At 67.5% G+C, this 19,565-nt stretch carries 17 protein-coding genes; 4 read left to right on the plus strand and 13 right to left on the minus strand.

Features of this window, described 5'->3' with window-relative positions; all coding sequences use genetic code 11:
* Positions 1–77: 77 nt before the first annotated feature.
* Entirely contained in the window at positions 78–1,463 is a 1,386-nt protein-coding gene (locus ACFC4D_RS28445) for a family 1 glycosylhydrolase (RefSeq protein WP_376067992.1), read from the plus strand.
* 17 nt (positions 1,464–1,480) lie between these two features.
* Here the strand turns inward: ACFC4D_RS28445 and ACFC4D_RS28450 are convergent, their stop codons facing one another.
* Both ACFC4D_RS28450 and ACFC4D_RS28455 read right to left on the minus strand, forming a co-directional pair.
* On the minus strand, positions 1,481–2,500 hold the full coding sequence (locus ACFC4D_RS28450; RefSeq protein WP_376067994.1) for a nitroreductase family deazaflavin-dependent oxidoreductase: 1,020 nt from the start codon (positions 2,498–2,500) through the stop codon (positions 1,481–1,483).
* Positions 2,501–2,513: 13 nt separating this feature from the next.
* Positions 2,514–4,061: a flavin-containing monooxygenase gene (locus ACFC4D_RS28455; protein WP_376067996.1), complete on the minus strand. Its 1,548-nt coding sequence runs from the start codon at positions 4,059–4,061 to the stop codon at positions 2,514–2,516.
* A 112-nt stretch (positions 4,062–4,173) separates the two neighbouring features.
* On the opposite strand from ACFC4D_RS28455, the gene ACFC4D_RS28460 reads away from it, so the two are divergent.
* Positions 4,174–4,923 carry an enoyl-CoA hydratase-related protein gene (locus tag ACFC4D_RS28460; RefSeq protein WP_376067998.1) on the plus strand — a complete coding sequence of 250 codons (750 nt, stop codon included), beginning with the start codon at positions 4,174–4,176 and terminating at the stop codon, positions 4,921–4,923.
* Positions 4,924–4,929: 6 nt separating this feature from the next.
* Here ACFC4D_RS28460 and ACFC4D_RS28465 read toward each other — a convergent pair whose 3' ends face one another.
* The 10 genes from ACFC4D_RS28465 to ACFC4D_RS28510 all read right to left on the minus strand — a co-directional run bounded on the left by ACFC4D_RS28465 (position 4,930) and on the right by ACFC4D_RS28510 (position 15,148).
* Entirely contained in the window at positions 4,930–5,532 is a 603-nt protein-coding gene (locus ACFC4D_RS28465; protein WP_376068000.1) for a hypothetical protein, read from the minus strand.
* Positions 5,533–5,557: 25 nt separating this feature from the next.
* On the minus strand, positions 5,558–6,529 hold the full coding sequence (locus ACFC4D_RS28470) for an MlaD family protein (RefSeq protein ID WP_376068001.1): 972 nt from the start codon (positions 6,527–6,529) through the stop codon (positions 5,558–5,560).
* A complete protein-coding gene (locus ACFC4D_RS28475; RefSeq protein ID WP_376068003.1) occupies positions 6,526–7,545 on the minus strand; it encodes an MlaD family protein in 1,020 nt (339 codons plus the stop codon). Before ACFC4D_RS28475 ends, ACFC4D_RS28470 begins: the two co-directional genes overlap by 4 nt.
* Positions 7,546–7,565: 20 nt before the next feature.
* Positions 7,566–8,666, minus strand: coding sequence for an MlaD family protein (locus tag ACFC4D_RS28480; RefSeq protein ID WP_376068005.1), 1,101 nt, complete (start codon positions 8,664–8,666; stop codon positions 7,566–7,568).
* Entirely contained in the window at positions 8,666–9,655 is a 990-nt protein-coding gene (locus tag ACFC4D_RS28485; protein WP_376068006.1) for an MlaD family protein, read from the minus strand. The genes ACFC4D_RS28480 and ACFC4D_RS28485 overlap by 1 nt, the downstream gene beginning before the upstream one ends.
* Positions 9,643–10,665 carry an MlaD family protein gene (locus ACFC4D_RS28490; RefSeq protein ID WP_376068008.1) on the minus strand — a complete coding sequence of 341 codons (1,023 nt, stop codon included), beginning with the start codon at positions 10,663–10,665 and terminating at the stop codon, positions 9,643–9,645. The genes ACFC4D_RS28485 and ACFC4D_RS28490 overlap by 13 nt, the downstream gene beginning before the upstream one ends.
* Positions 10,662–11,648 (minus strand): MlaD family protein, encoded by a 987-nt coding sequence (locus ACFC4D_RS28495; protein ID WP_376068010.1) that lies wholly within the window; start codon positions 11,646–11,648, stop codon positions 10,662–10,664. The genes ACFC4D_RS28490 and ACFC4D_RS28495 overlap by 4 nt, the downstream gene beginning before the upstream one ends.
* A gap of 4 nt (positions 11,649–11,652) precedes the next feature.
* On the minus strand, positions 11,653–12,519 hold the full coding sequence (locus ACFC4D_RS28500) for an ABC transporter permease (RefSeq protein ID WP_375965330.1): 867 nt from the start codon (positions 12,517–12,519) through the stop codon (positions 11,653–11,655).
* Positions 12,519–13,373: an MlaE family ABC transporter permease gene (locus ACFC4D_RS28505; protein ID WP_375965327.1), complete on the minus strand. Its 855-nt coding sequence runs from the start codon at positions 13,371–13,373 to the stop codon at positions 12,519–12,521. The genes ACFC4D_RS28500 and ACFC4D_RS28505 overlap by 1 nt, the downstream gene beginning before the upstream one ends.
* Before the next feature lie 104 nt (positions 13,374–13,477).
* A complete protein-coding gene (locus ACFC4D_RS28510; protein ID WP_376068012.1) occupies positions 13,478–15,148 on the minus strand; it encodes a hypothetical protein in 1,671 nt (556 codons plus the stop codon).
* Between the two features lie 264 nt (positions 15,149–15,412).
* Here ACFC4D_RS28510 and ACFC4D_RS28515 point away from each other — a divergent pair, with 264 nt between their 5' ends.
* Both ACFC4D_RS28515 and ACFC4D_RS28520 read left to right on the plus strand, forming a co-directional pair.
* Complete coding sequence (locus tag ACFC4D_RS28515; protein WP_375965321.1) at positions 15,413–16,462, plus strand: AraC family transcriptional regulator; 1,050 nt, start codon at positions 15,413–15,415, stop codon at positions 16,460–16,462.
* Positions 16,463–16,605: 143 nt separating this feature from the next.
* Positions 16,606–18,201 carry a GMC oxidoreductase gene (locus tag ACFC4D_RS28520; RefSeq protein ID WP_376068014.1) on the plus strand — a complete coding sequence of 532 codons (1,596 nt, stop codon included), beginning with the start codon at positions 16,606–16,608 and terminating at the stop codon, positions 18,199–18,201.
* Here the strand turns inward: ACFC4D_RS28520 and ACFC4D_RS28525 are convergent.
* A complete protein-coding gene (locus tag ACFC4D_RS28525; RefSeq protein WP_376068016.1) occupies positions 18,191–19,486 on the minus strand; it encodes an FG-GAP repeat domain-containing protein in 1,296 nt (431 codons plus the stop codon). The genes ACFC4D_RS28520 and ACFC4D_RS28525 overlap by 11 nt on opposite strands.
* Positions 19,487–19,565: the final 79 nt, after the last annotated feature.

A 19,565-nucleotide genomic window follows, 5' to 3' on the forward strand; every position in this document is an offset into this window, starting at 1 on the left:
ACGTTTGACCAGTAGGGTCTGGGGCACCGTGCGCGGCCGTCGGGGACGCGCTGGGTCGCGCTGGAGGATGTACTGGGATGAGACGCTCTCGACTGATCTGTGCCGTATCGGCCGCCGTGGCAATCACTTTGGCGGCGTCCGGCATCGCCGGAGCCGTGCCGACCGGGAGCGGGTCCGGGTCCGGAAGCGGGTCGGGGTCGGGCAGTTCCAGCGGGTCCGGGACGGGGAGTTCCGGAGCGCCGACCACCGTGCCCGCCCTCGGGTCCGGGTTCATGTGGGGTGTGTCCATGGCGGGTTTCCAATCCGAAGGGCATGCGCCCGACAGCAATTGGAGCCGATATGCGAAGTCCGGTAAGGCCCGGGACACGTACGGGGATTCGGTGGACTTCTTCGACCGGTATGCCGAGGACATCGATCTGGCGGCCGGGCTGGGGGTGAAGGTCTATCGGCTCAGCATCGAATGGGCGCGGGTGCAGCCGCGCCCGGATGTGTGGGACGAGAACGACTTCCGGTTCTACGACGAGGTGCTGGCCAAGATTCGGGCCGCGGGTATGCGGCCCATGCTGACCCTCGATCACTGGGTGATTCCCGGATGGGAAGCCGATCGGGGCGGCTGGAAGAGCAAGAACATGGTGCCGGACTGGCTGGCCAATATGCGGCGGGTGGTGGACCGCTACGCGGGGTACAACCCGCTGTGGGTGACCATCAATGAGCCGATGGGCTATGTGGCGCAATCGATCAAGATCGGCGATATCGGGCTGCTGGACGCGCTGCCGATGTTCGATCGGCTGGTCCAGGCGCACAGCACGATCTACGACTACATCCACCAGCGCCAGCCGGGCGCACAGGTGACCAGCAATATCGCGCAGTACCCGATCGTGCAGAATCTGACCGATCTGCTCTTCGCCGATCGCGTGCACGGCAAACTCGATTACGTCGGCATCGACTTCTATTACGGTGCGTCCCTGTCGAATCCGCCCGGCACCGCCCTGCTCGGCGACGAACTGTGGAAGAACGCCATCGAACCCGAGGGCATCTACTACGACCTGCGCACCTACGCCGAGAAATTCCCCGGACTCCCCCTCTACGTGGTCGAGAACGGCATGCCCACCGACAGCGGCCTCCCCCGCTGGGACGGCTACGACCGCGCGGACCACCTGCGCGACACCGTCTACTGGATCCAGCGCGCCAAAGCCGACGGCATCAACGTGATCGGCTACAACTACTGGAGCATCACCGACAACTACGAATGGGGCAGCTACGCACCACGTTTCGGCCTCTACACCGTCGACGTCAAATCCGATCCGTCCCTCACCCGCCGCCCCACCACCGCCGTAGCCGCCTACCGCGACATCACCACCCACACCGGCGTCCCCGCCGACTACCGCCCCACCCGCACCCCAGCCCTCTGCTCGATAGTCACACCCCTGGAAAGCTGCCTACGCCCGGTCTCGGTCCCGTAACCGGATTCCGGGCACCGTCAGGCCGGATCCAGTTCGGCGACAAGAATTTTCAGCAGCCGGGTGAAGAGGGGGGCGGGAAACGGGAGGGTGGTGGCGCCTGCGGCGTCCAGGACGCGGGGGGAGGTGAATTTGCGGGTGCGGCGGCGGTGGGTGACTTCGCCGCCGTTCGCGGCGAGAACATTACGGACCCAGTCGGAGCGGTCGCCGTAGAGAAGGGGGACGATGAGCAGGTTGCCCCGGTGGGCGGCCAGGACCGGGGTGCGGAAGGGGCGGCCGGATTTGCGGCCGGAATGGTGAATCACGCTGTAGGGCGGAATTTTTCCGGCGGAGGGGCCGACCAGGCGGTTGGTGACGGCCTTGTTGAAGCGCGGGAGGCCGCCGGGGGTGAGGCCGTCGCCGCTGGCGCTGTCGCGGACCCAGCGCAGGGGGCCGCGCCGCCACATATCGGGCTCGGGCTCGATGCCGTGGGTTTTCAGGAGCATGGCGAGCATGTCGTAGTGGCCGACGAGCATGCACAGGTCCACGCGCTGGGCGGGGGTGAGGTGGGTCGAGAGACCGGTCCAGGTGTCGTCGAGAATCATTCGGCCGGAATGCAATTCGTCGACCGCGCGCAGGAGTAGGCGCTGTTGCTCGGTCCAGCCGGGGTCCTCCGGACCGGCCGCCACGCGTTCGACCGTTTCCAAGGACAGACCGCTGAAGCGGGCCGCGTAGACGTGGTGATGCCATTCGTAGCGCGCGCCGACCAACCAGGCCGTGCGCAGGGTCGCCAGCTCACAGTCGACCCGGGTGAGTTTGCTGCCCGGCACCAGGCGCAGGGCCAGTGGGGCGTAGCGCCAGAACAGGCCGCCGGAGCGGCCCATGATCTCGAGCAGTTTGATGCGGCCGCCACCCCCGAGCAGACCGCCCACTCGGGCCAGCAGCCAGGTCGCGGGTTCGGTGTGCCGCAATCTGCCCAGTTCGGGCACTCGATCGGGTGAGGCCGCGCGCCAGTGCGGGGCTGCATCCGTCGGCGCGGCCACATCGGGTTTGAGTTCCATGATGTCCTCCGGTCTAGGACGCGCGCTCGACGCCGCCGGACCGCGTCGTGAGCGTCGAATAGGCGTAGTCGTCCAGCGGGAAACGCTTGTTGGCCCACCACATTCCGGCATGCGTACTGGGCCGGATGGCCGCCACATCGTGCTGGGCGTTGATGTAGTAGGTGTTGGAGGATTCGCAATCGTTGTTGAGCCACAGCGCGTTCCGATGCCGTTGCAGCGATTTGCGCCAGTAGCGATCGTGCGGCTCGCGGCGGATCTCGACGGCGGTCGCGGCGCGATCGCGGGCCGCCACGATGGCCCGGCGGGCGTGCGCGGCGGTGCATTCGATCATGGCGATATAGGAGGCGGCGGCGAAGCCGTACGGCCCGGTGATCATGAACAGATTCGGGAAGTCCGGGATGGACACCCCCTGGTACGCCTGAAAACGATTGTGCTGCCAGAACTCTCCGAGCTCGGTGGTGCGGCCGTGAATGGGAAACGGCGGTGTCGCACCGGCCTCCATGACCTTGAATCCGGTGGCGCAGACCAGCACATCGATCTCGTGCTCGACGCCCGCGCCGGTGACGACGGCACCGGCGGTGATCTTCTCGATCGGATCGGTGACCAGGTCGACGTGCTCGCGGGTGAAGGAGCTCAGATACCGGTTGGATACCGAAGGCCGCTTACAGCCGAGGGCGTAATCGGGGGTCAGCCGCTCCCGCAATGCGGCATCGTCGACCTGAGTTCCGTACCAGCGCTTGATACTTCGGCTGGTGAACCCGATGATCGGGCTGGTCGCCCGGTAGAACACACCGGCGGTGGAGACCCCCGCGTCGAAGGTCGACATCACCCCCAGCCGCACCAGCCTGCGCAACCCGGGCACGGTGTCGAGCGCCCATTTCACGCCCGCGCCGATCCGGAAGTCCGGCTTGGGCATCACCCAGATGGGCGTGCGCTGGAATACGGTGAGCTGCCCGGCTTCATCGGCCAGCTCCGGAATCAATTGCAGCGCAGTGGCTCCCGTACCGATGACCGCGATCCGCTTACCGCGATAGTCGAAGTCGTGATCCCACCGCGCGGTGTGCACCACCTTGCCCGCGAATTCGTCCACGCCCGGAATATCGGGCATGCGCGGCACTTCCAGACCGCCCACGGCCGCGATGAGGAATCGAGCCGTGAACGATTCCCGCTCGGTATCGATCCGCCACCGATGATTGCCTTCATCCCAGGTCGCGGCCCGCACCCGGGTCTCGAGCCGCAACCTGTCCCGCAGCCGGTAGTCGTCGGCGATCTGATCGGCGTACGCCTTGACCTCCGCCCCCGGTGCGAACAGTCGCGACCACACCTTCGGGGCGGCGTAGGAGAAGCTGTAGTACACCGACGGAATATCAACGGCCACACCGGGATAGGTATTGGCATACCAGGTGCCGCCGATATCCGGATTCTTGTCGAAGATCAGGAACCGGTCGATCCCGGCGCGCCGCAGTTCGACCGCCGCCCCCAGACCGCCGAATCCCGCGCCGATGACGGCGACCTCGAGATCGGGTTCGGACGGGGACTGATTCGGATGAAGCGGCGTCATCTCCCGAACCTATGACCCCGCACCGCCGGATCGCCTTTCCGCGCGCGCCAACAGATTGACCCTCCCGGCCACCCGGCGGCGCGCGCGGCGGGCGCTCGGTGAGAATCGGCGCATGACCGTGGAACGAGAACGCGACGACCGGACCCTGATCATCCGGATGCACCGCCCGCACAAGCGCAATGCCATCGATGCGGAGATGACCGCGGGCCTGGACGCGGCATTGAACGATTTCGAGGACGATCCCGGCCTGTGGGTGGCGGTGCTGACCGGCACCGAGACCGTGTTCTCGGCGGGCACCGATCTGAGCGCGGGATCGGGCGGGCGCACCGAGCGCGGCGGTGAATACGGCGTCATCCGCCGCCGCATGGGCAAACCGCTCATCGCCGCCGTCGAGGGCAATGCCCTCGGCGGCGGTATGGAATTGGTGCTGGCGTGCGATCTGGTGGTGGCCGGTCGCACCGCGGCGTTCGGGCTGCCGGAGTCGCGCCGGGGCGTCATCGCCACCTGCGGCGGATTGTTCCGTACCCGGCGCGCCCTGCCGCTGAACGTGGCGAAAGAGCTACTGCTGACCGGTGATTCGCTGAGCGCGGAGCGCGCGTACCAGCTCGGTTTCGTCAATGCGGTGGCCGAGGCCGGGCAGGCCGAACAGTCCGCCCGCGAACTCGCGGCCCGCATCTGCCGCAATGCCCCGGTCTCGGTCCGCGAGAGCCTGACCGCGCTGGAGCGACTGAACTCCGCCGATGACGAACAGGCCTGGCAGGTCACCGAGGCCGCCATGGCCGCGACACTGTCCTCCCGCGATACCGCCGAGGGTGTCGCGGCCTTCCTCGAACGCCGCGAACCACGGTGGAGCGGAGAGTGATTCGCGCTATTTGAGCGGGAGCGCCCCGTCCATCCCGCCCACATCGCTGATCTTCCATTCGGCGTTGCGGTCCACCGTGACGTTGTAGGTGACGGTGGTCTGCGCGCCGTCGGGATTCTGTGCGTTGGTGGACGAGACATTGACGAAGACGTTCACCTTGTAGACCCCGGCCGCCGCGCTCACCACCTTCGCCGAGATGGGGGCGGCGGTGGAGGTCCATTTCAGCGGGGTGAGCAGATCCTGCAATTTCGGTGCGGTGGCATCGAATTTGGTGGCGAGCGCGGGTGCGGTGTTCTTCTTCAGCCGCGCGACCCAGGAGTCGAAGTCGGCGAAGTTGACCGTGGCCGCGCCGACCGCGTAATCGCTGGCCACCTGTTCGGCGCGGGCGTCATCGGCGGCCCGGGCGTCCCGATCGGCGAGGTCGCCGCGCGCGGAGACCAGCAGTACGGCCAGCACGATCGCGATGATGACGGGTACCGCCACCAGCGCCGACCAGAGCAGCGTGCGCACCGGAACGGCCACCGCCCGTGGTGAATCGACCGCGCGGAGCACGGAAACCTTTGCCTGCTCGTCTTTTACATCGACGTCGGTGTCGAGGTCTGTGGTCATGGCGAACTCCGATACAGGGGTGTGATCACTTGACGCGCAGCTGCAACCGCAGCGTGCCGTCGGGGCTGGTGGCGTGCAGGGCCTGGCCGATCAGGCTGCCGAGATCCAATTGCTGGAGCAGCGGTGTGGCGCTGGCGTACAACGGCGCGACGAGCGGTGCCAGCGGTGCGATATCGGGTCCGAGCTGCCGCAATCGGTCGGACAGTTCGCGCAGGAACGGCACCAGGCCCGGCGCGTTCCGGTCCTCGCTCAGAAATGAATCCGGCAGATCGCCCGCGCGAATCACGGCCGCGATGGCGGCCGCGACCTCCGATACCCGCGGCCCGAAATCGGCCCACGGCCCGGACGCGCTCACCAGTGCCGGTTCCGCCCAGTCCATATCGGTGGCCCGCGATTGCAGGGCCACCAGCATGCGCCGGATCAGATCGGTCCGGCTCACCAGGGTGGCGGCCAGCAGATCGGTGGCGCGCGCCAGATCCGGGATCACCGCCTCGGTACCGGCCATGGCTTGGCTGAACGTGTCCACGATGGAGGCGAGCGCCGACGGATCCAGTTGCCGCATGAGCCGGGTGGTGGTCGCGGCGACCTCGGGAATGGTTACGGGCGTGGCGATTCCGCTGCCGCGCAGGGTCTGCCCGTTCCGCAGGAAGGGACCCGCGCCCGAACCCGGTTCGATCTCGATATACGACTCGCCGAGTCCGGACAGCCCCTCGATGCGCACCGCACTGGCGACCGGTATCGGATAGCGATCCGAGATCCGCACCCCGACCAGCACCCCGTCGGCGGTATGCGTCACCGCGCTGACCTGACCGACCTGCACCCCGGACAGCAGCACCTTCGAACGCGGCAGCAGTCCGCCCGATCGTGGAATGAGCAGTGCCGCATCGATATCGCGACCGGACCAGTCCACCCGCGCCACCCCGAAGGCGAGATAGCCGCTGCCGGACAACAGGATCACCACGATGCTCAGCAGGGACAGCACCGAACTCGGCCTCATCGCACCACTCCGATCATGCGCAGCGCCCGCACCATGGCTTCGATCTGATCGCCGGCGTCGGGGGCGTCGCCGAGGGTCACCGAGGTGATATTCACCTTCGCGCCGCCCTGCGCGAACGGCAGCACCCGGTCCCGCAGCAGCGCCACCAGGCGATTCAGATTGGATGGCGCATCCAGGTCGAGGGGGTTGCGCGCCAGCAGCATCGGCACGAACGCGGCCGCCGCGGCGTCCCCGGCGCGCAACAGCGGTGCGAACGGCACCAGCGACTGCCCGATATCGCCCAGCGAGCCGACGATGCCGAGGGTGTTCACCAGCGCCTGCACATCCGCCGGAATGTCATGTGCGCCCTGCTCACTCAGCAGAGCGTTGAGTTCGCGCGGATTCCCCAGCACCGCGTCCAGATCCTGCTGGAAGCCGTTCAGGAACCGGTCCAGCACATCGAGATTCCCGGCCACATCGGCGACATCGGTGCCGATGCGATCGAAAATCCTTGCGGTGTCCTGCTTGTCGGCGGGCAGGACGGCATTGGCCTGCCCGATGATCTCCTGTGCCTGATGTAGTGCCCCACCGCCGACGAAGGTGGACAGCCCCGCCAGCAGATCCTCCACCTGGAGTGCTGGTTTGGTCTGCGCCAGTGGGATTGTTCCGCCCGCCGGAATACTCCGCGAGAGATCTCCCGGGGGTGTGGTGAGCCCGATGAAGACGTCCCCCAGGAGCGTGTTCTGACGCAGCTGCGCGGTCGTCGTCACCGGCAGCCGCACCGCCGCTTCGAGTTCCACCTCCGCGTCGACGCGGCCGGGACCGGCGGCGGAGGGATCGATCACCCGGACCGATCGGAGACCGCCGATCCGGGTGCCGTTGGCCATCACCTTCGCCTGTGCGGGCAGGTTCAGCGCGCTGGCGAATTCGATATGCACCCGATAGGTCTGCCCCGGCACCGACGCACCCGGCACCGGCAGCTGCGCCGGATCGAAGGAACAACCCGCGGGCAGCGCGGCCGCGACGGCGAATGCCATGCAGCGCAGTATGATTCGCCTCATCGCGCACCCGCCGATCCCAATACCAGCGGTATCAGATTCATTGTCACGAGTCCGTCGTCCGCCCCGCGGCACTCCCCCGGCCGCAGGATGGCGAGCGCCGCGCACACCTGTTCGGCGCTGTCCCTGGGCAGTGCGACGCGCGGAGCCGCGTAACCGACCTTCACCTGCCCGGTCCGTCCGTCGATGAACTGCCCGAACGCCGAGACCACGGCGGGCAGCATGCCGAGCAGCTTTTGCAGCGAGCCGATGCCCGCCGAGAGCAGATGCAGTTTCGGCACCGCCGCATCCAGGCCGTTGAGAATCGAGCGCCCGTACTTGTGCGCGATGGTGTTGAACCACGGCAGGATCACCAGCAGCGAATCCACGATCCGCACCGTCTCGCCCCATACCGAATTGATGAACCCGATGCCCTCATTGGCCTGGGTGAGCGCCACCTTGATATCACCCCAGTTCAGCGAAATGCTGTCGGCGAGCGAGGCGAACGCGTCGAGCACCGCGCCCAGGTGCGCGACCGTGGCGTCCGGACGGTTCAGGGCCGAGCCGAGATCCTTGATGAGCTGATTCAATTTCGGGCCGCCCCCGGAGGTGGCGCGGTCGAAGCCCCGCACCGCGTCGCGCAGGCGATCCGCCTGAGCGGGATCACCGCCGCCATTGAGCTGTCCGGCCAGATCGGCGAACGCCCCCAGCGTTTGGGTAATGCTCTTGGGCGTGAATGTCTGCGTGATACAGGTCTTCTCGGGCCAGTTGTCCGGTGCGGTGTTATCCCCGAGCACCTCCAGCTGCCGGTCGGCGACCAGGGTGTCCGATACGGTCGTCGCGGTGACCTTGCCGTGCAGCGGATAGGCGGCGTCGACGGTGAAAGTGACTCGTACCGAACCGTTCTCGGGCTCGACGCGATCCACGGTGCCGACCGGTAGGCCGCGCGTGGTGACCTGGTTCCCGGGATAGAGCCCGATCGAGTCCGGTAGCACCGCGCAGTAGCCGATGGTCTTGCGCAGCGGATCGAAGGCGAGCAGATAGCCGACGACGGTCACCAGTATCACCAGTGCGACCCCGGTCGCGGTCACGAAACCCGGTGCGCCCAGTACGCGTTTCATCAACACCCCCGCCCCGGCAGTGGAATGCAGACCTGCGGGACGGACAGGGTGATTCCGGATTGATCCACCACCACTCCGTCCTGCGGCGTCGATGCCGCCCGCAACCGGTCCTGTAACTGGGCGAGGCTGTTGATCGCCTGATCGAAGCGGCGGCCCAGATCCTCGAGCTGCGGTACCGCGGCTTCCAGTTGATCGGCGAGCGGTTCCAGCTCATGCCGCCAGGCGGGTTCGATACCGGCGATGCGCGAGAGCAATTCCGCTGTCACGGACAGTGATTCGGCGATCTCGGCCTTCTTGGCCAGGCCGTCGGTCTCCAGCGAGCCGATCTTGCGCAGGAAGGTGCCCAGCAGTGATCGGTTACCGTTCACGGCCGTCAGATACTCATCCATCACCGTGAGCGCGCGGGATACATCGGCGTTCTGCCGGTCCAGCAGTCCGACCAGGCTCTGCACCGCGGTTCCCATGCGCCGGAGCGCATCCGGGCTGTCGTCGAGCGAACCGGCCAGGGCGTCGAAGTTCCGGCGCAGGGTATCGCCGTCCACCTGCTGAATGGGCACGGCGGCGTCCTGGAGACTGCGAATGAGACTGTAGGGCAGCCGAACTCGATCGGCGGGTATCGCCGCTCGGCCCAATGGCCGGTCCCCCGCCGGGAAGGCGGCGATGTAGTGACCGCCGACCACGGTCAGCATGCGCACCTCCAGCCCGGTCCGATCGCCGAGGAACACGTTGTCGTTCACCGTGAAGGTCATGCGCACCCGATCCGGCAGCAGTTCGAGGGATTTCACCGCTCCGACCGGGATTCCGGCAATGCGGATCTCATCCCCGGCCCGGACCGACCGGGCTTCGGTGAGATCGGCGGTGTAGGTGGACTTTCCGAGCGGCAGCAGATAGAAGACGGCCGTCGCGACCAGCAGCACCGTCAGCGCCACCGCACCGTACAGACCCAGCCGCAATTCCCGAGCGGCGCTGCCGGGCTTCAACTTCGGCATATCGACACCCGCTGTCCGCTGATCAGCACCGCGAACGGCGCGGGCACCTCGGCGGGCCCTTTGGAACAGGTCAGCGTGATCTCCCCCGCGATCGGGCCGGCGGGCGGCAGCAGATTGGCCAGCGACTGCAATAGGCCGGGCAGTCGCCCGAGCGTGTCCAGCGCCTGGTCGGGATCGGGGAACAGTCGCTGTAGGTCCTGCTCCAGATTCGGGTTCGAATTCTCGGTCAGCCCCAGGGTTTTCAACAGGCTGTTGAGCGGTCCCAGCGCCGACGGCGCGACCGCCGCGAAATGCAGCAGTCCGTCGAGTTCGACGCGGAAGGAGGTGAACACGTCCGCGATGCCCTTCAGCAGCGTCACCAATTGCGGTGACTTACCGCCGATCTGCTCGGAGATGGCCTGCAGATTGGACAGCACCAGCGACAGCACGGCCTGCTTATCGGTAACGTACCGGCTCAGCTGTTCGAAAGCGTCCAGCGCGGGCCCGATGCCATTGCCATTGCCCTGGATCACCGCCAGCACGCTCTCGGTGAACTGGTTCAGCGCACCGGGCGAGAACTCCTGCAGCACCGGCTGTAAACCGTTGAACAGCTGGGTGATATCGAAGGAGGGCACGGTCCGGTCCGCGGGGACCGTCGATCCGGGGGTCAACCGCTCGCCCGGCGAATCCGGTTGCCGCACATCGACATAGCGCTGCCCGGTGAGCGTCTGATACCGGATGGCGAACCCGCTGGTGACGAAACAGGGGCGATCCGCGCGCACGGTGAACGCCACCACCGCGCGCGCACCGCGCAGTTCGATACCGGTCACCTTGCCGACCTGCACCCCGAACATGCGCACATCGTCACCGGTCTTCAAACCGCTGACATCGGTGAATTCGGCCCGATACGAGACGGTGTCACCGCTCACCGGCCGCACGATGGCGGTGATCACGGCCAGCAGCAGCACAATCATCACCGTCGCGAAGCCGCCCAGCCGCAGCAGCACCCCGGCCATCCCCCGCTGTCTCATCGGCCCGCCCCCAGCAGGGTGACGGCGACATTCAGCACCGGTCCGTCCGGACTGTCGGCGAACATGCGGTGCAGCCGGTCGATGGTCTCGGTGAGCTGGGTGTGCGAGGTCGCCGGATCGGGCACCGTATCGGCCAGCGCCTGCACCACCGGTGCGAGCGGATCGGTGAACTTGCCGAGACTGTCGTGCACCGTGCCGAAAGTTGTTGCCAGCCCCTTCAATACGCCTTCACGCAGCATAGTGATGGACGCGTCGTAGCGATCGCGGTCCTGCTGGAAGATCTGGATATCCAGGATGGCCTTGGCGAGTTTGAAGGTGGCCGAGGTGAACGAGCCGAAGCCGGTGAGGAATCCGGCGTATTGATCCAGCAGGAATGAGGACGGGTACTGCTGGGTGTCCGCCACCGCCCGGCTCAGCTCGACCACCGCGCGCAGCACCGGGCTGAACGCGCGCAGATCCGAATTCACCTGTGTCAGCAGCTGTGTCAGCTGCGGGGTGAGCACCTCGGTCGAGGTCTGGGTGAGCGAGCGCAGCAACGCGCCCATGGTCACATCGTTCACCCGGTCCGCCAGATCGATCACCTGGCCGTCTCGCAGCGGAGCCCCGCCGGGTGCGCCGCGCAGCGCGACCGCACTGATGCCGAAGAGGTTCTCGGGGGCGTAATCCACCCCGAGGGCGTCGGTGAGCGAGGCGGTCTGCCCGGGATCCAGTTCCAGCGTGAGCAGCTGTCTGCCCTGCTCCGCGGCCTTGACCGCGGTGACGCGCCCGACGGCCACACCGTCGAAGCGCACCGGGGTGCCCGTGGCGATACCCTCGCCGATCTGCTCGGTGCGCAGCTGGATGCTCAGGCGTGCACCGGTTGCTCTGTCCTGCAGGGCATTCCATCCCAGCACGGCGGCCACGACCAGCAGTACGGTCAGCACCCCGAGCAGCCGGGACGTACCGCGGCCGATGCGCACACCCGGAATCGCGTAATTCGGCACTGCCCTACCCCGGGAATTCGATCGCGGAATTGATACCCCACAGCAGCAGCGTCAGCACCATGTCCAAGCCGATGATGGCCACGAAACTGGCGCGCACCGCGCGACCGGACGCGATGCCGACGCCCTCCGGTCCGCCGGAGGCGAAGAAGCCGTAGTAGCAGTGGATCAGGATCACCGCGACGCCGAACACCAGGATCTTCACCACCGCCGCGAAAATGTCGTAGCCGCTGGTGAATTGGAAGAAGTAGTGGTCGTACACCCCGTTCGCCTGCCCGTGCAGCAGCACGATCACCGCCGAACAGGACGCGTAGGACAGGATCAGCGCGATCAGGAAGGTCGGCACGATGGCGACCGCGCCCGCGATGACGCGGGTGCTCACCACGAACGGAATCGACCGCAGGCCGAGCGATTCCAGCGCGTCGATCTCCTCGGAGATGCGCATGGCCCCGATCTCGGCGGTCATCCGGCAGCCCGCCTGCGCCGCGAATCCCACCGCGGCCGCGATGGGGGCCAGCTCACGGGTATTGGCGAACGCGGACACCACGCCCGATACCGAACCCAGCCCGAGCAGGTTCAGGGCGGCGAAGGATTGGATGCCCACGCCCGCGCCGATCGCCGCACCCAGCACCACCAGCATCGGCACCGTGCCCCCGCCGACGATCAAAGAGCCACGGCCCCAGGTCATATCGGTGATGGTGCGCAATGTCTGCGCCCGATAGCGGCGCAGCGTCACCGGTATTCCGGCCAGCGCCAGGGCGATGAAGCCGAGCATGAACCCGGTGTTCTCCAGCGGCGTCAGCGTGCGCCCGGAGGTGCGCGCCAGCCGGCGCGCGGTGCGAAAACCCTTGGGCAGGTACGGAGTAGCGGTCATCACGCCACCCGCATCGGCAGGAACATGGCGACGATCTGGGTGAGCGCCAGATTGATCACGATGATCGCCGCCACCGACAGCACCACCGCCGCGTTCACACCGTCCGCGACCCCGCGCGGCCCGCCCCGCGCCTCCAGTCCGCGCTGACAGGCCACGATCACCACCACGAAGCCGAACAGCACCGCCTTGGCCAGTGAGATCCAGACATCGGTCAGCACGGTGAACGCGCCGAAGGTGGCCCAGTAGCTGCCCGGCGTCACCTGCTGCGCGCTGATGGCCACCACATAACCGGCGACCACACCGACGAAGATGACCAGGATATTGAGCAGCGGCGCGACCAGCACCATGGCCACGACGCGTGGAATCACCAGGCGGTGCACCGGATCGATGCCCATCACCCGCAGCGCGTCGATCTCCTCGCGCACCGTGCGCGCACCCAGATCCGAGGCGATGGCCGAGGCCCCCGCCCCGCCGAGCAGCAGGCCGGTGGCTATGGGCGCGCCCTGCTGGATGACCCCCAGCCCGCCGGCCGCGCCTAGTAGTGAATCCGCGCCGAGTTGATGGATGAGATTGCCCACCTGCACCGACACCACCACACCGAACGGAATCGCCATCAGGATGGCCGGAATCGCGGTGACGGTGATCAGATACCAAGCTTGAGCGCACATCTCACGCCACTGGAACCGCCCGGCGAATACATCGGCGACCGTCCCGCGCACCGCCTCCGCACCCAGATCGACCGTGCGCCCGAAGGTGCGCAGGCCGCCGATCGCGATGGTGGAGAAGCTGTTCCGGGCGATCCGCAGCGCCGTGAGTGGCTCATTCCCGCCGCGAGGCTTCGTCTCGATCCGCATCCGCTCCTCCTTCCCGCGTCGAAACTCCCTGCGCTGCACGCTATGCAGCGGTCGCGGCAATGCCCATGGCACGGACGGTCAGCGGTTTGACAGTTTCCGACCCGTCAGGACGCGAGCGGAACCGAGGACAGGGCGCTGCCCACGAAATCGGCCAGCGCCGCGGCGATCGGCTCGGGAGTGCCGTCGGCGCGCGGATGCGCGCCCGCCGCCAGATCGCAGTGCAGATAGCCCGGGAACCAATGCACATCGCGCTCCGGGTAGACGCCCCAGCGGGCCAGCGTCCGGGTGAAACTGGATTGGCCCATCAGGTTCACGAAAGGCAATCGGGCAGCGCCTTTTTCATGCAGCAGCGGGGCGAGTGAGCCGGTGCGGCAGCCGGTGAGCATCGCGATGGCGTCGAAGGGCTGCCGGAGCGGGAAGTAGTCCTCGAAGACATTGAGCCGCCCGCCCGCCAGGATGCGGGCGAGTTCCACAATGCTCACCACCTCACTGCTCGCGGTGGCCGCCGGAATCCCGGTGCGGCTGAGTTGTATTGGGGCGTCGCCGGTTCCGCAGCGATCGTAATCACGCCAGCGGTACAGGGTGTCGAAGGAGGTCGGACTGTAGCGCGGGGCGGTACCGCAGGCGGCCTGATAGAGGCTCCGCACTCCCGGCAGCTGCCCCGCCTCGAAGGAGAGCGGGAAGCTGCGCGGCGCGACCGCATCGCTGTCCAGCGTGCCGCAGCTCATCGAGAGCACGGCCATGTTCACCGAGGTGTGCGCACCGCCGAGCAGTCCGAGCAGTGCCTGATTGGTGATTCGTAGCTTGCGGTAATCGGTTGTGCGAGAGGTGAATTCCCGCCAGGTGCGGGCGGTGGAGCCGCGCACCAGCAGATCCGCGGTGCCGTGTCCGGGCAGTAGCCGCAGGATATCGGCCTCCTCATCCGGTGCGAGCACCGCCGCTGCGGCGACCGCGGCGACGATCGCGAACGCCTCGGCATTGCCCCAGCCGCCGCGCAATACCGCGGTGCTGCGCGGCACCCGGCCGCGGCGCATGGCCGCGGGTGCGCGCTCGGCGGCCCGGGCCAGCGCGCCGAGCGGTGCGGCCAGCACCCGCCGCCGCTCCAGCCGCAGCGGGTCCAGGTGGGTGATGGTGTCCAGCGCGATCAGCCCGGCGATCTGCTCGTGGCCGGGCCGCCCGTCGAAATCCCAGGCCGCGTACGCGCCCGCCTGGATGCCGCCCAGTGAATGTCCGCCCAGGAACAGCTTTTCCGCGCGCAGGTCCGGATCGGGGAGTTCGCGGCGCAGTACCTCGTGCGCGTCCAGCACGGTGCGGGCCATCCCGAATTCGGCGAGGAAGCCGAGATCGCGGTCGCTGTGGAAACCCCCGAAGGTGCGGCCGCCGACCACTCGGCCGCCGAAGTAGTAGTCGAAGGCCAGGTGATAGTCGCCCTCGGCCATGGCGACTTCGATGGCCGAATGGTCCTCCACGCCATTGGCGCGGCGGTCCAGCACCCACACCTCGGCGCTGCGCCCGGCCGCGGCGAGCTCCCGCACCACATTGCGGGCCAGCGGTTGCAGGGAGCGCGCACCCGCGATGGCACCGGGCAGTAGCGCGATCACCACATCGGCATTCGCAGGATCGTCTGAGGCAATCTCGCCGCGAACCCGCAAATGCAGTAATTCCTCGCATTCCCGGGGGCACTCCGGGAAGCCGTCCGGCAGCGGAACCCGGTGCGAGACCATGCTCACGCGGATGCCGTCGGCGGTTTCCAGGACCTGTTCCGTACGCGTCACGGCGCGACCTCCCGTTCATTCTGCTGTCCGGTAACAACTGGGCCAGCCTAGGCAGAATCGCCGAAATACCGCTCTGAGCGGGGAACAAAGCGGCCGAAAGGGTGAATGGTCCGGCCGCCCGAATCAACCGGATGCGAGCGTTAGTCACCATGCACAACATTTCCGGCTGTCGGTTGTGCCACACTGACTGCTGGGAAGGCGAGCCGAACCATCAACCCTCTGGGACGGTGGGCGGCCCGAGGAGTCGATGAGGACTACAGCTACATGTTCGATTGGGATCTATTGCGCAATACCTCCAGCGTCCACGTGATGACACGGCTCGCGGAGGAACGAGGAATGCGGGCTGCCGCCTGCCTGGCGGGCACCGGGCTACCGCCTGAGACGGTGAACGATCCGAATGCCGAGGTCACCGCCCGGCAGGAACTCGCCCTGATCCGCAATGTGCTCGCCCGCTTCGGCGGTGAACCCGGGCTGGGCGTGGACGCGGGCAGCCGCTATCACATCTCCCTGTACGGACCGCTGGGGCTGGCACTGCTCAGCAGCCGCACCCTGCGCGATGCGGTCGGCGTCGCACTGCGCTTCGTCGAACTCGCATTCGTCTTCGGACAGTTGACCTTCGAGGAATCCGACGGTGAGGCGCGACTGGTCTACGAGGACCGCGAGGTGCCCGAGGACGTGCGGGACTTCCTCGCCGATCGGGTGCTGACCGGAATCCAGATGATCAGCACCGAACTCTTCTCGGTCGGAATCCCGCTGCACCGCGTCGGTTTCCGGCACGATCGGCCCGCCGACACCGCCCGCTATCGCCGGGTGTTCGACCTGGAGCCGACCTTCGGAGCCGCCCGCAATGAGGTCGCGTTCCAGGCCGCCTTCCTGGATCTGCCGCTGCCGCAGGCCAACGAATGGGCCCGCAGCACCTGCGAACAGATGTGCCGCGATCTGCTGACCCGCAGGCACGCCCGCACCGGCGTCGCGGGCGCGGTGCGCGATCTGCTGGTGCGCACCCCCGGCGAGATCCCGGATCAGGTGTCGGTGGCGGCCGAATTGTTCATCAGCCCGCGCACGCTGTCCCGGCGGCTCGCCGATGAGGGCACCTCCTTCCGGGTGCTGCTCGACGAGGTGCGCCAAGCGCTGTCCGAGGAATTGCTCGAACACACCGAGATGACCACCGAACAGGTCTCGGCCCGACTGGGTTACGCGGAAGCCGCCTCGTTCATCCGGGCCTTCCGGCGCTGGAAGGGTTGTCCGCCACAGGAATACCGCGCGCGGCGGGGACGCGCGGGCACCCGGCTGCCGGAGCCGGAGCTCGTCTAGCCTCCGGCTCCGCGCCGTCCGGCGCATGCCCGCGCCGAGGCCGCTGACGTGAAATGTGTATGCCCCGTCCGCCGTTGACCTTCTCGCCCGGGACCGGTGCCCGATAGCGTGCCCGGGACATTCGGCAGCGCGGAGGGCACGACGTGGACAATTCCAAACCCGGGAGCCAGGAGTTCGACTTCGACTGGATCGTGGTCGGCAGCGGATTCGGGGCCAGCGTCAGCGCACTGCGCCTGGCCGAGAAGGGGTATCGGGTCGGCATCATCGAACAGGGCCGCCGCTTCGCCGATACCGATTTCGCGGACCGGGCAACGCAATTGGGGAAATTCCTGTGGCTGCCCGGGCTCGGGCTGCGCGGCATACTGCGGGTCGCGCCGTACCGGCATGCCACGGTGCTGGCCGGGGTCGGGGTGGGCGGCGGCAGTCTGGTCTACGCCAACACCATGTATCAACCCGACAGCGATGACTTCTACCGGCATCCGCAGTGGGGTGAATTGGCCGACTGGCGTGCGGAATTGGCTCCGCACTTCGATACCGCCCGGCACATGCTGGGGGTGCTGCCGTATACGGGCGAACGGCCGGTGGACGATCTCATGCGCGAACTGGCCGCCGATCTCGCTGTGCCACAGGGTTATCGGAATACGCCCATCGCGGTCTACCTCGGCGCACCGGGGCAGGTGACGCCCGATCCGTACTTCGGCGGCGCGGGACCGGCGCGCACCGGTTGTGTGCGCTGCGGACAGTGCATGCTCGGCTGCCGCTACGGGGCCAAGAACAGCCTGCCCAAGAATTACCTCTGGCTGGCCGAAAAGGCCGGAGCCGTCGTGCTTTCCGAACTCAAGGTGGTCGATCTCGCACCGCTGGACGGCGGAACCGGCGAATACGGATACCGGGTGCGCGCCCGCCGCCCGGGCCTGCGGTCCGGCGGGGCACGGGAATTCACCGCGCGCTCGGTGGTGCTGGCGGCGGGCACGCTGGGCACCAATGAACTGCTGGCCGCCTGCAAACGCCGCGGCTCGCTGCCCGCACTCTCCGACCGACTCGGTGACATCGTGCGCACCAATGACGAATCCATCCCCGCCGCAACGACTTCCGTACCGGGCGCGGATTATCGCAGCGATGCCGCCATCACCTCGAGCGTCTTCCTCGGCGAGCACACGCACATCACCAACAACACCTACGGTGACGGCGGCGGTCTGCTGGCGCTGACCTACGGCCCCGCCACCACCGCGCACAGCGCACTCGGCCGCTGGGGACAGTTCCTGCGCGCCTACCCCGGATATCTGCTGGATCTGCTGCGCAACCGGCACTGGTCGCGGCGCACGGTCATCTTCACGGTGATGCGCGGTACCGATGTATCCCTGCGCCTGCGAAAGGGTTTCGGCCCCGGCCGGTTGCGGACCGAGGCCGCGGGTACCACGCCCGGCGGGGAATCGGCCGTGGATATCGCCCGCCGGGTGGCGGCACTGGCGGCGCGGCGCATGAACGGCCGCGCCCTGGCCTCGCTCGGTGAGACGCTCGGTTCCGCTCCCATGACGGCGCACTTCCTGGGCGGCGCGGTCATCGGCGCGGATCGCGAACACGGCGTGATCGACGGACAGCACCGGGTTTTCGGCTACACCGGACTGCTCATCTGCGACGGCTCCGCGGTGCCCGCCAATGTGGGCGTGAATCCGAGCCTGACCATCTGCGCCATGGCCGAGGCGGCCATGACGCATATCCCGGCGGTCAGCGCGTGATGTTCACCAGCACGGCCAGGGAGCCGCCACCCGTGACGGACAGGAACGACCCGGTGACCACATCGGGTCGGCCGTCGCCGTTGAAATCGGCGGTATCGAGCGAATTCGGCGTCCAGCCCGCATCACCGATGAGCACCGGCGGATCGAAGGACAGCGCCTGCGCGCCGTCCGCGGTCGAATTGCGCAGCAGCGACAGCTGATTGCGGATATTCAGGTAGGGGCTGGCCAGGATCGCGTCCGGCTTGCCGTCACCGTCGAAATCCGCGATAGCGGTGTTCTCGGTGGCCCAGCTGCCCGCCTGATGCGCCTGCGCACCGTCGAGCACGGTCGGGAACACCGGGACCGGTGAACCCGTGGGTGTGCGGTTCACCGCGGAGAACATGCCTGCCAGCGGATTACCCAGAATGCCGACATCGGACATCAGATCCGGTTTGCCGTCATTGTTCATATCCGCCAGCCCGACCCAGGTGGCGAACGGGAAGAAATAGGTGGTCGGGCGCAGATCCGGGACCGGCGCGCCGTCGGGGGTGAAGTTCATCAGCACGGTGACGGTGCTGGAACTGGTCTCACCGATGGCCAGATCGGTCCTACCGTCGCCATTGATATCGGCGGCCGCAATGCCCTCGGTGGTGATGCCGCCGTTGAAGAAGTACGGACCGCTGAAAGTCGCGGCGTCCGAACCGGGTTCGGTGGTGTTCATGAGCACCTGGGTGGTGCCGAGCACGACATTGGCGGTATCGCCGATGATCAGATCCGGGCGGCCGTCGTTGTTGAGGTCGGCGGACGCGACCACGGCGGGCATCAACCCACCCGCGAAGTACTGCGGCGGGCCGAAAACCGGTGTATCGGAACCATTCTCGGTGTGGTTCAGCATGACCACCACACCGCCGACACCGAGTTTGGTGGCGTCGGTGGCCATCAGATCCGGCCTGCCGTCGCCATTGACGTCCGCGACATTGCAGCCGAACGACAGCGGAACCCCCGGCACATTGAACGGCCTACTGAAGTCAGTTGTGGTCGAGCCGTTTTCGGTGTGATTGAGAAGCACCGACAGCCCGCCCCAGCCGCCCTGGAGCGAATCGCAGGTGACGATATCGGGTTTGCCGTCCCCGTTCATATCGACCGCGCGAATGAAGAACGGACCGCCCGCGAAGGTGTCGTAGAACTGCGCGGGCGCGAACGTCGCACCGCCCGCCGCATGCGCCACTCCGCCGCCGAGCGTCGCGGCGATCACCGCCGCGGCGACCACACCCGTCCGCTGCACGCTGTCCCCGATACCGGCCACACTGCCCTCCTGATTTCCGACCCGAAAGCCCACCGAAACTATCGACGGCCGACCGGTCTCGAGCACGCCGCGGCGACCA

Source organism: Nocardia sp. NPDC056000 (genome assembly GCF_042269265.1).
Classification (GTDB): domain Bacteria; phylum Actinomycetota; class Actinomycetes; order Mycobacteriales; family Mycobacteriaceae; genus Nocardia.

Coding starts and splice junctions, on each gene's coding strand:
- ACFC4D_RS28490 (WP_376068008.1), bottom strand. CDS start 10,665: ATGAGACAGCGGGGGATGGCCGGGGTGCTGCTGCGGCTGGGCGGCTTC.
- ACFC4D_RS28470 (WP_376068001.1), bottom strand. CDS start 6,529: ATGAGGCCGAGTTCGGTGCTGTCCCTGCTGAGCATCGTGGTGATCCTG.
- ACFC4D_RS28475 (WP_376068003.1), bottom strand. CDS start 7,545: ATGGCATTCGCCGTCGCGGCCGCGCTGCCCGCGGGTTGTTCCTTCGAT.
- ACFC4D_RS28445 (WP_376067992.1), top strand. CDS start 78: ATGAGACGCTCTCGACTGATCTGTGCCGTATCGGCCGCCGTGGCAATC.
- ACFC4D_RS28465 (WP_376068000.1), bottom strand. CDS start 5,532: ATGACCACAGACCTCGACACCGACGTCGATGTAAAAGACGAGCAGGCA.
- ACFC4D_RS28505 (WP_375965327.1), bottom strand. CDS start 13,373: ATGCGGATCGAGACGAAGCCTCGCGGCGGGAATGAGCCACTCACGGCG.
- ACFC4D_RS28500 (WP_375965330.1), bottom strand. CDS start 12,519: ATGACCGCTACTCCGTACCTGCCCAAGGGTTTTCGCACCGCGCGCCGG.
- ACFC4D_RS28480 (WP_376068005.1), bottom strand. CDS start 8,666: ATGAAACGCGTACTGGGCGCACCGGGTTTCGTGACCGCGACCGGGGTC.
- ACFC4D_RS28515 (WP_375965321.1), top strand. CDS start 15,413: ATGTTCGATTGGGATCTATTGCGCAATACCTCCAGCGTCCACGTGATG.
- ACFC4D_RS28455 (WP_376067996.1), bottom strand. CDS start 4,061: ATGACGCCGCTTCATCCGAATCAGTCCCCGTCCGAACCCGATCTCGAG.
- ACFC4D_RS28450 (WP_376067994.1), bottom strand. CDS start 2,500: ATGGAACTCAAACCCGATGTGGCCGCGCCGACGGATGCAGCCCCGCAC.
- ACFC4D_RS28485 (WP_376068006.1), bottom strand. CDS start 9,655: ATGCCGAAGTTGAAGCCCGGCAGCGCCGCTCGGGAATTGCGGCTGGGT.
- ACFC4D_RS28460 (WP_376067998.1), top strand. CDS start 4,174: ATGACCGTGGAACGAGAACGCGACGACCGGACCCTGATCATCCGGATG.